Genomic DNA, 12,805 nt, shown 5'->3' with positions numbered 1-12,805 from the left:
TCATGTGGCAAAGCGGGCCCGTTAAGCCATCATCTTAAATCGTTAAATTAATCATGATGTTAATACATCATTATCAACAGTGGAGTGAATGATGACGACGGTAAATGGTTTTAAACATGTCGGCCTGCTGACGAAAAAAGAGGGGCAAAGCTTTGAGGAATTTATTGCGCATTGGCAGGAGGTGCACAGCAAAATCGCCCTGAAGCTACCGGGGCTGCGTAGCTATGTGCTGAATCCCATCGATCGCCGGGTCTATCCAGACTCTCCTATCGACGGGTTCTCGGAGCTCTGGTTCGATTCAATGGAAGAGGCGATGGCAGCCTTTAGCTCACCGGTTGGCCAGCAGGCCTTCGACGATGTGCCCAATTTTGCCGCCCATGTTGCCGTGACCTACATTACGGAAATTAGAAAACGCTAACCGGAGACCCACTGAGTGGCCCAGGCGTCTGCGCCCTGCCAGTTGTCGCACTGCGGCTGCGCGGCATAGCGCACCAGCCGGAAACGCTGGCCGTCAAACCGCCAGCGCGTCTGGACGCCGCAATCCCCTAGCCCACGCCCTTTCTCCAGCGTGATCAGTTCACGGCTTTTTTCGTTGAAAGTCAGATTCACCAGTTCAATATCGCGCCCTTCGCGGCCGCTGGGCAGGAAAGGCAGGCGTAGTCGAATGGGGGTGGTGATAAACGGCTTTTTCCGCGACACCAGCCACGCGCGGTAAATGGTGTTATAGGCACCGGACTCGCAGCTGGTCATCATTAAGGCTTTATCGTCGGTCAGAGCGGTTATCCACACTTCCCGGCGTAAAGGCTCCAGCGAGCATTGGTTGTTGTTCATCCGCCAGGTCCCGAAATCGAGCAGATCGTTGTACTCATCGTGGCCTAAAGGCGTCGGAACCGGATTCACCTTCGCCACCGACTTTAACGGCGGTGCGGGCGGCACGCTTAACGGCGGCTCGTCGCCTTTGCGGATCCACGCGGTTTCATTGCCTACGCGCTTTTGCTGGGCATCAATAAACAACAGTGCGGCTTTCAGCCCCTGAAGCGACATCACCTGGACCCCTTTCACCAGCGTGATCGCACTCGCGTCCTGAATTTGCTGTAAAAAAGCATCAATGGTCGCGCTATCGCCGGTGGTCACCAGCTTCGGCTGAATCTTCCAGTGTTCGCCGTCCAGCTTCAAGGGATTACCATCGAGTAGCAGACGTGGCTCAATGGCTGGCACCGCCGCCACCGGATTCACCAGCCCACCCAGCTCAATGCGCAGCTGCGCATCAGTATGCGCGCCGGCGCTACGACTGAGCGTCATCACCAAACCGTGATGAAGTCCGACGTTTCGGGTCACGCAGAAATTCTGGTTATTGCAGGTAACTAACCAGTCAGAAAAAAGCTGCTGCGCCGGGGCCGCCCACGTCAACGACGTCGGGAGCAACCCGATGCAGAAGAAAAAAAGGAAAATGCGATAACGCATGGACGGTACGACCCCAGAAGAAAAAAGCATCAACTTACTGGGGGTATATTCGCCAGCGGAGCGGCAATGCTCAATCGGATTTGTCGGATTGAGCAGCGCCAAAAATTACGCCATAAGGCCCGAATTTTGCAGATATTGAAGCAAAATCACCGTCTTACCGTCGCAAATTTGGCCCTGGCGAATCATCGTTAGCGCCTGGCTAAACGGCAGTTCCAGCACGTCGATTGCTTCATCTTCAACCCCGCCGCCCTCATTTTCACGCAGGCTATCGTCATATTCGGCGATAAAGAAGTGCACAATTTCCGTTACGCCGCCCGGCGACATATACAGCTGAAAAACTTTACGCACGTTTTTCACCTGGTAGCCGGTCTCTTCTATCGCCTCTTTGCGGATGCAATCCTCTGGCTCGTCGTCGTCCAACAGTCCAGCGCAGGTTTCAATCAGCATCCCATCGGCGTTGCCGTTAACCCAGGTCGCAACCCGAAACTGGCGAACCAGTACTACGCTCTGTTTTTGACTGTTGTACAGCAGGACGGTGGCGCCATTGCCGCGGTCGTAAACCTCACGTTTGTGCTGAACAACCTGCCCATCCCGCTGGGTTAAATCGTAGGTAATATTGCGCAGAACGAAGTAGTTCTCAGAGAGGATTTTATCTTTGATAACGTTGATGTGAATCGACATTCAGGCCCCACGGCGATAATACGAATGCACCATATTACGCCGCGAGGCTGGGGTAGCGTCAATGTGCGCGGGTGATTTTCACCTCCAGCCACTCGAGGATCCCCTGCGCCGCGTGGCGACCTTCTGCCATCGCGGTAACCACTAAATCCGCGCCGCGTACCGCATCGCCACCGGCGAAAATTTTCGGGTTGCTGGTCTGATAACGGAAGCGAGAATTGACATTCGCCCGGATGCGCCCCCAGTCGTCCACCTCAACGCCTTGTGCATTCAACCACGGCATTCCGTGCGGATGAAAACCAAAGGCCATGATCACCGCATCAGCAGGCATCACAAACTCGCTGCCCGCGATGGGCATAGGACGACGGCGCCCGTTGCTGTCCGGCTCACCTAGCTGAGTGCGCAGGAATCGGATACCGCTCACGCGTCCTTTGTCATCCAGCTCCAGCGTGACCGGCTGGACGTTAAATTCAAACTCCGCGCCCTCTTCCTTCGCGTTTTTGACCTCTTTTTTCGAGCCCGGCATATTGGCTTCATCGCGGCGATAGGCGCAGGTGACCTTCTGCGCACCGTGGCGCAGCGCGGTACGCACGCAGTCCATCGCCGTATCGCCGCCGCCAAGCACCACCACGTTTAACCCTTGGGTATTGATATACGGCTCGTCGTCCAACTCGGGCAGGCCCATCACATTTTTGGTATTGGCAATCAGGAACGGCAGGGCATCGTAGACGCCGGGGGCGTCTTCGTTGGGCAGATCCGCTTTCATCGAACGGTAGGTTCCCACGCCAACAAAGACGGCATCGAACTCATCAAGCAGCGTGCTCAGCATAACGTCTTTACCAACCTCACAGTTCAGCTCAAATCGAATCCCCATCTCGCTGAAAATTTCACGACGACGGGCCATCAGCGATTTATCCAGCTTGAAGGACGGAATTCCGAAAGTCAGCAGGCCGCCAATTTCCGGATGACGGTCAAACACCACCGCTTCAACACCCTGTCGCACCAGAATATCCGCACAGGCCAAGCCCGCCGGGCCGGCGCCAATAATTGCCACCCGCTTACCGCTGCTCGCGATATGCCCCATCGTCGGACGCCAACCTTTGGCCAGCGCGCGATCGGAGATATAGCGTTCAATATTGCCAATGGTCACCGCGCCGTGCTCATCACGAATAGTACAGGCTCCTTCACAAAGCCGGTCCTGCGGGCAGACACGCCCGGTGATTTCCGGAAGCGGGTTGGTCTGATGCGATAGCTCAACCGCCGCCTCAATATTCCCGGCCTTAACGTGTTCAATCCACTGCGGTATATGGTTATGCAGCGGGCAGGTCCATTCGCAAATGCTATGTTCGCCGCAGGTCAGACAACGTGATGACGCCTGCAGCGCCTGTTCTTCACGCAGCGGCAGATAAATTTCAGCAAAACCGGTTTTGCGCGCGGCCAAATTCAGCTTGTCGGCTTCACCGCGCGGAAGAGTTGCCGCCATCTGCTCTATTTTGCTGCGTACCGGCTGCGAGGCCGTGCCCCGAGTATCGCTGTGCCACGGCTGCGCCTCACGGCAAGCGGTTTGCAGGCGACGCGCGCTGGCGATATTGGCCAGCTGTTGGCTCGTCATTAGCTGCAGCGCGTCAGCCGGACAGTTTTCCACACACGCCGGGCCCGCCGGGCGATCGTGGCAAAGATCGCATTTATGGGCGCTGGCTTTTACCCGCCCATCTTTCGCCGGGGTCAGGACAATTTGCATCGTGCCAAATGGGCAAGCAACCGCGCAGGATTTACAGCCAATACACTTCGCCTGATCGACCAGAATCGCGTCATCCGCCTGGCGTATTGCACCATTTGGGCAGCTCCGGGCGCAGGGCGCGTCTTCGCAATGGTGACACGTTGCGGCACCGCGCTGGTTGTTCATTTTGACAACCGTAATCCGCGGAACAAACTGTGATACGTTAAGGACGTGCTGTTCTTCGTTATGCGACATTACGCAGGCAACTTCGCATGCCTTACATCCAATACATTTTTGGCTATCCACCCGAATAAAACGGTTCATACATTCTCAGCCTATGGTTATAAAACCTTATATTTATAGGTTCTATTTATTAGCCGAGGAATCCCCGTACAGGCAATGTCCAATTGCCCAGAAAAGGGGACTATTTACCGGTATGATGTGGCAGATCAATAAATTTCAGCTTAAATGAAATTACGTTTCATGCAGCCGCCGTCGGGCTGCGTAAGGATGCGCAAATCGTTACGGTAAAGCGGCACGATAATTTACATTATCTCCTTTTTTTCTCCACGTTTGCTGACAGCCATACGGCTACAGTGTTTGACGCAAATCAGTACGTATAAAAACGAATAACATGAGGTCCGGATCCTGATGGCGAATTTCTTTATCGATCGCCCCATTTTTGCCTGGGTGCTGGCAATCTTATTGTGCCTGACCGGTGCGCTGGCTATTTTTTCATTACCCGTTGAGCAATATCCCGACCTCGCACCACCCAACGTGCGCGTGACCGCCAACTATCCAGGGGCCTCCGCGCAGACGCTGGAAAATACCGTCACGCAGGTTATCGAGCAGAACATGACCGGTATCGATAACCTGATGTACATGTCGTCGCAGAGCAGTGCCACCGGCCAGGCCAGCATTACGCTGAGCTTTGTCGCAGGCACCGATCCGGACGAAGCCGTACAGCAGGTGCAAAACCAGCTGCAAACCGCCATGAATAAATTGCCACAGGCGGTACAAACCCAGGGCGTCACGGTGCGTAAAACCGGTGATACCAACATTCTGACCATCGCTTTTGTCTCCACCGATGGCAGCATGGATAAGCAAGATATCTCCGATTATGTCGCCAGTAACATTCAGGATCCGATAAGCCGCGTGGACGGCGTGGGTGATATCGATGCCTACGGCTCTCAGTACTCGATGCGAATCTGGCTCGATCCGGCCAAACTCAATAGTTTCCAGCTCACCGCCGACGATATCACCAGCGCCATAAAATCGCAGAACGCGCAGATTGCGGTCGGCCAGCTCGGCGGTACACCGTCGATTGATAATCAGGCGCTCAACGCCACCATCAACGCCCAGTCTTTGCTGCAAACGCCAGAAGAGTTTCGCAATATCACCCTGCGCGTCAACCAGGACGGTTCGCAGGTCACGCTCGGCGATGTCGCCACCGTGGAGATGGGGGCGGAAAAATACGATTATCTCAGCCGCTATAACCGTAACCCGGCCTCCGGTCTGGGTATCAAGCTAGCTTCCGGCGCCAACGAAATGGCCACCGCCGAGCGCGTTATCCAGCGACTGGATGAACTCAAACAGTATTTCCCTCACGGGCTGGAATACAAAGTCGCCTACGAGACCACCTCGTTCGTCAAGGCCTCGATTAAAGATGTTGTAAAGACCCTGCTGGAAGCCGTACTGCTGGTATTCCTGGTGATGTACCTGTTCCTGCAAAACTTCCGCGCCACGCTGATTCCGACGATCGCCGTTCCGGTGGTGCTGATGGGGACATTCTCCGTCCTCTACGCCTTTGGCTACAGTATTAACACCCTGACGATGTTCGCGATGGTCCTTGCTATCGGGCTGTTGGTGGATGATGCCATCGTGGTAGTCGAAAACGTCGAACGTATCATGAGTACTGAAGGGCTTACGCCAAGGCAGGCTACGCGGAAATCGATGGGGCAGATTCAAGGCGCACTGGTGGGGATCGCCATGGTGCTGTCGGCGGTATTCATCCCAATGGCCTTCTTTGGCGGTACCACCGGGGCAATCTACCGTCAGTTCTCGATTACTATCGTATCGGCCATGGTGCTCTCGGTGCTGGTGGCAATGATTCTGACCCCCGCGCTGTGCGCCACAATCCTCAAACCTATCCATAAAGGCGAAGCGCACGGTACCAAAGGCTTCTTCGGTTGGTTTAACAGAAAATTTGATGCCAGCTCGCGCCGTTATGAGTCCCGCGTGGCGAAAATCCTTCAGCGTAGCGTGCGCTGGATGCTGATTTATGTGCTGCTTTTAGGCGGCATGGTGTTCCTGTTCCTGCGCCTGCCCTCTTCTTTCCTGCCGCTGGAAGACCGCGGTATGTTCACCACCTCCGTGCAGTTACCAAGCGGCTCGACTCAGCAGCAGACGCTTAAGGTAGTCGCGCAGGTTGAAGACTATTTCTTCAACAATGAAAAAGACAATATTACCTCTATTTTCGCCACCATCGGCTCTGGCCCCGGCGGTAACGGTCAGAACGTTGCCCGCATGTTCGTGCGCCTAAAGGACTGGGATGAACGAAACAGCACGACCGGGACCTCGTTCGCCATCATTGAGCGAGCCACCAAAGCGCTGAATAAGATTAAAGAAGCCCGCGTTTTCGCGAGTAGCCCACCGGCTATTAGCGGCCTCGGCAGCTCAGCCGGTTTTGATATGGAATTACAGGATCACGCCGGCGCCGGGCACGATGCGCTAATGGCAGCCCGCGATCGGCTGTTAGAGCTGGCGGGCAAAGACCCACAGTTGACCCGCGTGCGCCACAACGGGCTGGACGATAGCCCGCAGCTGCAGGTGGACATCGATCAGCGCAAAGCGCAGGCGCTGGGCGTTTCTATTGATGATATTAACGACACGCTGCAAACGGCCTGGGGCTCAAGCTACGTTAACGACTTTATGGATCGCGGCCGCGTGAAGAAAGTGTACGTTCAGGCGGCCGCGAAATATCGCATGCTGCCGGATGATATCAACCTGTGGTACGTCCGTAATAACGCCGGTCAGATGGTGCCTTTCTCGGCCTTTGCGACCTCGCGCTGGGAAACCGGCTCACCGCGCCTGGAGCGCTATAACGGTTATTCCGCCGTCGAGATCATTGGTGAAGCTGCGCCAGGCGTAAGTACCGGTACGGCAATGGACGTGATGCAGAATCTGGTGAAACAGTTGCCAAGCGGATTCGGCCTCGAGTGGACAGCGATGTCCTATCAGGAACGACTCTCCGGCGCGCAGGCTCCGGCGCTGTACGCCATTTCACTGCTGGTCGTGTTCCTGTGTCTGGCTGCGCTGTATGAAAGCTGGTCCGTGCCATTCTCCGTGATGCTGGTGGTTCCTCTCGGGGTCATTGGCGCGCTGCTAGCGACCTGGATGCGCGGGCTGGAGAATGACGTCTATTTCCAGGTTGGGCTGCTTACAGTCATCGGGCTATCGGCGAAGAACGCCATTCTGATCGTTGAGTTTGCTAACGAAAGGAATCAACAGGGCGAGGATTTAATGTCGGCAACTCTGGAAGCCTGTCGCCAGCGTCTGCGACCGATTCTGATGACTTCACTGGCCTTTATTTTCGGCGTTCTACCGATGGCGCTCACCACCGGTGCAGGATCCGGAGGCCAACATGCGGTAGGTACCGGCGTGGTTGGCGGGATGGTCTCAGCGACTATACTGGCGATTTTCTTCGTTCCGTTATTCTTCGTGCTGGTGCGCAGACGCTTCCCGCTGAAAGAGAAACCGGAATAAGAAACAAAAAAGGCGACATCACGATGTCGCCTTTTTATGTTGAAATGTGACCCAACTACTCTGTACGACAACACACCATCATGGTGATTGAAAGAACACAGCGCGTAATTCACATTGCTGAAATTATTTACGAAGCATTACTTCAATAAAGTCTTTCCAGTTCCCTAGTTCACGTTCGATCATAACTACCTCTCTTATTATTATGCGTATTTTACGTACTAATGTATGACCTGTGAATACGGTTTATCCGATTACTTTGATTGCCTCTGCCAACATATGTTTACTGCATGAAATCACTATGGGCCGGAATCTGGACATTTAATGTGACGGACAGCAACATTCTGAAATAGTTATCAGAATGTAAATTACATGATGCCGATTTTAAGTAAGTCAATACGAAACCACTACAACTAAAGTTGTAGGCAGCATGATAAACTGTTCGCTTTTCAACCGCTTGCTGCGGCGGAAATTAAACCGAGCGACGCTCGGAATAACGTGTATATTCGAATCCCCTAAAACCTGCTGATATAAAGGTGGAACATGACCATCCTCTATGGAATAAAGAACTGCGACACAATTAAAAAGGCCCGCCGCTGGCTCGATGACCATCAGGTTGAATATCGCTTTCATGACTATCGCGTTGACGGGTTATCGCCCGAACTGCTGGCGACCTTTATTGCTGAGCTGGGCTGGGAAGCGCTGCTCAATACGCGTGGCACCACCTGGCGTAAGCTGGATGAAAGCGTTCGCGCCTGCGTTAACAACGCCGAGGCCGCCGCAGCGCTGATGCTCGAAATGCCGGCTATCATCAAACGCCCATTGCTCTGCGCGCCCGCACAGCCTATGCTGCTTGGTTTTAGCGACGCCTGTTACGGCCAATGGCTCGCGCAGACGCGCTAACGCCGTTGCCCTGTTTTTCTTTTTTGCAGATAACGAAAATAACGAGGTCTAGTTTATGTCTTGCCCAGTCATTGAGCTGGCTCAGCAGCTTATTCGCCGCCCTTCTCTTAGCCCGGATGACGCGGGCTGTCAGGCATTAATGATCGAGCGCCTGCGCGCGGCGGGGTTCACCGTAGAACCGATGGATTTTGGGGATACCCAAAACTTTTGGGCCTGGCGTGGCAAAGGGGAAACCCTGGCGTTTGCAGGTCACACCGATGTCGTGCCCGCAGGTGACGCTGACCGCTGGATCAATCCGCCGTTTGAACCCACTATTCGTGACGGTATGCTGTTTGGCCGCGGCGCCGCCGACATGAAAGGCTCGCTTGCCGCCATGGTCATCGCTGCCGAACGCTTTGTCGCCCAGCATCCAAACCATAAAGGCCGCCTGGCGTTCCTGATCACCTCCGATGAAGAGGCCAGCGCCACCAACGGTACGGTGAAAGTGGTGGAAGCGCTGATGGCGCGCAACGAACGTCTGGACTACTGTCTGGTGGGCGAACCGTCCAGTACCGAAGTGGTCGGTGACGTGGTGAAAAATGGTCGTCGTGGCTCCATGACCTGTAACCTGACCATTCATGGCGTTCAGGGGCATGTCGCTTATCCACATCTGGCCGATAACCCGGTGCACCGCGCTGCGCCATGGATGAACGAGCTGGTCTCGATCGAGTGGGATCAGGGTAATGAATTCTTCCCGCCAACCAGCATGCAGATCGCCAACATCAAAGCCGGCACCGGCAGCAACAACGTGATCCCAGGCGATCTCTTTGTCCAGTTCAACTTCCGTTTTAGCACCGAGCTGACGGATGAGATGATCAAAGCGCGCGTCGTTGCGCTGCTGGAGAAATACCAACTGCGCTACACCCTCGACTGGTGGATCTCCGGGCAGCCGTTCCTGACGTCGCGCGGTAAGCTGGTGGATGCAGTGGTAAACGCCATCGCACACTATAATGAAATAGAACCGCAGCTGCTGACCACCGGCGGCACCTCCGATGGGCGTTTTATTGCCCAGATGGGTGCACAAGTGGTGGAACTGGGTCCGGTGAACGCCACCATTCATAAAATTAATGAGTGCGTTAACGCCGCCGATCTGCAGATGCTGGCACGGATGTATCAACGGATAATGGAACAACTCGTCGCCTAAGGGCGTAACGATAAGTAAGGGGTATACGCATGGACTGGCTGACAAAATACTGGTGGATTCTGGTACTGGTGTTTCTGGTGGGGGTCATCATCAACGTGATTAAAGACCTTAACCGCGTCGATCATAAGAAGTTTCTCGCCAACAAGCCGGAGCTGCCGCCACATCGCGACTGCAACGACAAGTGGGACGATGACGACGACTGGCCGAAAAAGGATCAGCCGAAGAAATAGTTCGCGGCCGATTCTGACGCCCCGCGAAAAAACGGGCTACCATACGGTAGCCCGTTTTTTTATAGGCATACGGAGCCCTTACATCATTTCAATCAGATCGTCATCTTTCGGCGTACTGCCGCTCAACGCTTCATCAAAATAGTGCTTCGGCACGGTATAACGCAGATGATCCAGCGCGAACTGCATGCTGCGATCGTCAATCGCGTGACCTAAATCATCCACTATATCCAGCGTCACATCGCCGCCTGCCGCCAGAATCGCTTCCTGACCTTTCACCGCCCAGGCCAGATCGATAACCCGATCGTCACCGCCGTGAATCAAGTGCACGGTCGTTGACGCGCTGGCGTTTTCCGGCAGCGTGGCGTAGCGGCCGTTAAAGGCAATCACCCGCGACGCCAGGTGAGGCTCAGCCTTAACCCCTTCAAGCGACATAATCGCCCCCTGCGAGAAGCCGATAAGCGCGGTAGCCTGCGGACCAACGCCGCTTTGTTTCTGCCAATAGCGCACCGTTTCCACGAAGGTCGGCATGATGGCATCAACGCGCGCCTGACGGTTTTCTTCCGTCACGCCCTGTACGGAGAACCACTGGCGGCCCGGAGCCGGCCCGCAAGGTTCTACGCCGCCCACGCTAACGATGAGCGCGTCCGGGAACAGCGGAGCAAACCAGCTGCCGATTTGTCCCATTGCCACCGGATTATCGCCCACGCCATGAAACAACAGCAGCAGCTGTTGAGCGGGCTTCGCGGGGCTTTGAACAACAAAATGATCGTGTGTCATGGCTGTCTCCTTGGTTTTGTCGGTCAGTTTACGCCGCACCAGAATAATGACCATGCCATTTAACTGAATGAGTCAGTTAAAAAAATTGCAGTTGTCGAATCTGTTCCATGAGCTGATTTGTCCGTTCGCTATCCACTGCCCGCATCGCCTGTCCCGCTTCATCACGAAGCCGTAGCAACAGCGCTTTACGTCCATGAATAGCCAGCCGAGCACAAAGTTCGGCCTCTTCCTCTCCGTTCAAACGGCCCCGTAGCGCCGGCAGCGGCTGCGTCACCTGTCCGACAAGCCTATTCAGGTTCCCCAGGACCGCCAGCAGCGGACGATGCGCAAAGGCAAAACCGGCCAGATCCCACCAGTCATCATCAGTAAGAATAGCGTCCGCCATCGCCGGGATCGGGACTTTTTCATCGATCCAATGCTGAAGCCAGCGCCATTCCCGGCACAGACGGGCATATTCACGCTGCATCAGCGCCGCGCCAGCCTCCGTCAGCGGCCGAAGCGCCATCGCCGCATAGCAACCGCTGCTGGCCTCACGTTGCGTTCCAATACGCACCAGCGTGAAGCCACAGCGCTGCCAGAAGCGCCAGAGTTCCTCAGTGTAGCCAAAGCTGACCGAAAGATAGTCGCAGCCCGTGGCGCTGTCCCACGCTTGTGCCACAAGGCGCTGGCCGATCCCTTCACGCTGGCGAAGCGGATGCACCGCAATTCGGCTAATGCGCCGCCCGACAAGCGTGGCAGCCAGCGGGCTACCGCCATGCGCCGCCAGCGACTGCGCCACCAGATTGCCTCGCGGACGCCGAAATCCGGCCCAAACGGCCTGGCTCAGCGCAGGGGTTAAGCCCCCCTCATCCACCATCCACAGGGCTCCTGCCGGACCGCTGGCACTTAGCGCCGCGAGAAAATGTTGCCCTGGCGCATCCATCATACGGCGAAGATCGAGTGGTGAAGTTCGGTAGTGTGCTCCGGAAAGAAGCTGATAGAGCGCAGACGGCAGCGCCGGCTGACTCTGCCAGGCAGCCTGTTCTACCGGCAGCAGCGTCAATTCGCCTTCTGGCCGCTGGGTAAACGCTTCATCGTGAAAAATCAGCGCATCGTTAACCACCGACTCGAGCGGGCATCCAGCGGCCCAGCGAATCGGTTGTGCCAGCGTGAACGCCTGACGCTGCGGAAAGTCGGCACAAAATTTCAGTAAAAAACCTCTGCCAGTGCCTTCGTAGCCCTGCACCGTGGTGGTCAGTAGCGTATGGGGAAAGCGAGCCATCAGTTTTTTCAGCAGCGGGGATGGGATTGCCGCCGCTTCATCGACGACCAGCCACTCCGCTGCAACGTCGGACGCCAGCAGCGCATCGGGCGCCATAAAGCGAAAACGCTCACCAGCAAAAGTCGCCATCACCTCAGCCGACGCACGCGAAGGCGCGGTGACGATAGCATCACCCGCCAGGCGCTGAATATGCATACCTGCCAGCGCTGATTTCCCTCGCCCCCGCTCGGCTGTCACCACGCACACCTTCGCCGTAGTATTCGCTAGAGCCTGTAGGATAGCCTGCTGCTCGCGCTCCGGCTGACCGTTGGCGCGCCGCCATTCCTGGCGCGGAATCGTCGGTTGCTGTGCTAAAGGTTGCCCCTGACGCCAGACAAGCGTCTGTGGGCTGGCGCTTAGCGTCCGGCACAAGTGATCAACAAAGTGAGGCGTCCTAATTGCTTCCGCGGTGTCGCTCCAGCGCACGGAGTCAGCATCGGTTTGCTGGCGCCAGTGCCGCCACTCCGGTACCAGGAGAAGCAGCCAACTACCGGCGCACAGCGTACCGGCCAGCGCCGCGAAAGCGGAAGCATCAAAACCGTCACGAGCATCGAAAATGGCATGCTGGAACTCGCGTCCCAGCAGCGTGGTGAGTTTGGCGGGGAAACAAAAAGGGGGAGCCACGGTGCGTGGACCAACCCACAGTATTTCAGTATCTGCAGCATGGCGGAACGCCATCGCCTGCGCTTCGCACCAGGCCGCCTCGCCGCTGATGACCAGCAGGCGGCGGATGCCCACCTGCGCCATTCGCGCGGCCTGCGCGAGCAGTTCGTCCATGATGAGGGGCA

At 56.0% G+C, this 12,805-nt stretch carries 11 protein-coding genes; 5 read left to right on the top strand and 6 right to left on the bottom strand.

Annotation, left to right across the window (positions count from 1 at the left end; all coding sequences use genetic code 11):
• Window positions 1-91: 91 nt before the first annotated feature.
• Window positions 92-418, top strand: a complete 327-nt coding sequence (locus KCR01S_RS11955; protein ID WP_061282955.1) for an EthD family reductase — start codon at window positions 92-94, stop codon at window positions 416-418.
• Here the strand turns inward: KCR01S_RS11955 and KCR01S_RS11950 are convergent.
• The 3 genes from KCR01S_RS11950 to aegA form a co-directional block, all read right to left on the bottom strand.
• Entirely contained in the window at window positions 415-1,464 is a 1,050-nt protein-coding gene (locus KCR01S_RS11950) for a DUF1176 domain-containing protein (RefSeq protein ID WP_061282954.1), read from the bottom strand. The two genes, KCR01S_RS11955 and KCR01S_RS11950, sit on opposite strands and share 4 nt — an antisense overlap.
• 105 nt (window positions 1,465-1,569) lie before the next feature.
• Window positions 1,570-2,145, bottom strand: a complete 576-nt coding sequence (gene nudK / locus KCR01S_RS11945) for a GDP-mannose pyrophosphatase NudK (protein WP_061282953.1) — start codon at window positions 2,143-2,145, stop codon at window positions 1,570-1,572.
• A 58-nt stretch (window positions 2,146-2,203) separates the two neighbouring features.
• Window positions 2,204-4,186 (bottom strand): formate-dependent uric acid utilization protein AegA, encoded by a 1,983-nt coding sequence (gene aegA / locus KCR01S_RS11940; protein ID WP_061282952.1) that lies wholly within the window; start codon window positions 4,184-4,186, stop codon window positions 2,204-2,206.
• Window positions 4,187-4,513: 327 nt separating this feature from the next.
• On the opposite strand from aegA, the gene acrD reads away from it, so the two are divergent.
• Window positions 4,514-7,627 carry a multidrug efflux RND transporter permease AcrD gene (gene acrD / locus KCR01S_RS11935; RefSeq protein WP_061282951.1) on the top strand — a complete coding sequence of 1,038 codons (3,114 nt, stop codon included), beginning with the start codon at window positions 4,514-4,516 and terminating at the stop codon, window positions 7,625-7,627.
• A 123-nt stretch (window positions 7,628-7,750) separates the two neighbouring features.
• Here acrD and ypfM read toward each other — a convergent pair whose 3' ends face one another.
• Window positions 7,751-7,810 (bottom strand): protein YpfM, encoded by a 60-nt coding sequence (gene ypfM, locus KCR01S_RS25140; protein WP_001386977.1) that lies wholly within the window; start codon window positions 7,808-7,810, stop codon window positions 7,751-7,753.
• 357 nt (window positions 7,811-8,167) lie between these two features.
• On the opposite strand from ypfM, the gene KCR01S_RS11930 reads away from it, so the two are divergent.
• From KCR01S_RS11930 to KCR01S_RS11920, 3 genes are read left to right on the top strand one after another with little or no spacing between them, the layout of a single operon-like run.
• A complete protein-coding gene (locus tag KCR01S_RS11930) occupies window positions 8,168-8,527 on the top strand; it encodes an ArsC family reductase (RefSeq protein ID WP_061282950.1) in 360 nt (119 codons plus the stop codon).
• A 55-nt stretch (window positions 8,528-8,582) separates the two neighbouring features.
• Window positions 8,583-9,710 carry a succinyl-diaminopimelate desuccinylase gene (gene dapE / locus KCR01S_RS11925; protein ID WP_061282949.1) on the top strand — a complete coding sequence of 376 codons (1,128 nt, stop codon included), beginning with the start codon at window positions 8,583-8,585 and terminating at the stop codon, window positions 9,708-9,710.
• 29 nt (window positions 9,711-9,739) lie between these two features.
• Complete coding sequence (locus KCR01S_RS11920; protein ID WP_052282334.1) at window positions 9,740-9,940, top strand: YpfN family protein; 201 nt, start codon at window positions 9,740-9,742, stop codon at window positions 9,938-9,940.
• A gap of 78 nt (window positions 9,941-10,018) precedes the next feature.
• Here the strand turns inward: KCR01S_RS11920 and ypfH are convergent, their stop codons facing one another.
• Both ypfH and KCR01S_RS11910 read right to left on the bottom strand, forming a co-directional pair.
• The gene (ypfH, locus tag KCR01S_RS11915) at window positions 10,019-10,717 is read right to left on the bottom strand and encodes an esterase (RefSeq protein ID WP_061282948.1); all 699 of its coding nucleotides are present in this window, start codon (window positions 10,715-10,717) and stop codon (window positions 10,019-10,021) included.
• A 76-nt stretch (window positions 10,718-10,793) separates the two neighbouring features.
• Window positions 10,794-12,794: a tRNA(Met) cytidine acetyltransferase TmcA gene (locus tag KCR01S_RS11910; protein ID WP_061282984.1), complete on the bottom strand. Its 2,001-nt coding sequence runs from the start codon at window positions 12,792-12,794 to the stop codon at window positions 10,794-10,796.
• Between the last annotated feature and the right edge of the window lie 11 nt (window positions 12,795-12,805).

The sequence above is a fragment of the Kluyvera cryocrescens NBRC 102467 genome (assembly GCF_001571285.1).
Lineage (GTDB): Bacteria > Pseudomonadota > Gammaproteobacteria > Enterobacterales > Enterobacteriaceae > Kluyvera > Kluyvera cryocrescens.
The sequence above is the reverse complement of the archived record's forward strand: the minus strand, read 5'-3'. Positions and strand labels throughout refer to the sequence as shown.

Coding starts and splice junctions, on each gene's coding strand:
- KCR01S_RS11955 (WP_061282955.1), top strand. CDS start 92: ATGACGACGGTAAATGGTTTTAAACATGTCGGCCTGCTGACGAAAAAA.
- KCR01S_RS11950 (WP_061282954.1), bottom strand. CDS start 1,464: ATGCGTTATCGCATTTTCCTTTTTTTCTTCTGCATCGGGTTGCTCCCG.
- nudK (WP_061282953.1), bottom strand. CDS start 2,145: ATGTCGATTCACATCAACGTTATCAAAGATAAAATCCTCTCTGAGAAC.
- aegA (WP_061282952.1), bottom strand. CDS start 4,186: ATGAACCGTTTTATTCGGGTGGATAGCCAAAAATGTATTGGATGTAAG.
- acrD (WP_061282951.1), top strand. CDS start 4,514: ATGGCGAATTTCTTTATCGATCGCCCCATTTTTGCCTGGGTGCTGGCA.
- KCR01S_RS11930 (WP_061282950.1), top strand. CDS start 8,168: ATGACCATCCTCTATGGAATAAAGAACTGCGACACAATTAAAAAGGCC.
- dapE (WP_061282949.1), top strand. CDS start 8,583: ATGTCTTGCCCAGTCATTGAGCTGGCTCAGCAGCTTATTCGCCGCCCT.
- KCR01S_RS11920 (WP_052282334.1), top strand. CDS start 9,740: ATGGACTGGCTGACAAAATACTGGTGGATTCTGGTACTGGTGTTTCTG.
- ypfH (WP_061282948.1), bottom strand. CDS start 10,717: ATGACACACGATCATTTTGTTGTTCAAAGCCCCGCGAAGCCCGCTCAA.
- KCR01S_RS11910 (WP_061282984.1), bottom strand. CDS start 12,794: ATGGACGAACTGCTCGCGCAGGCCGCGCGAATGGCGCAGGTGGGCATC.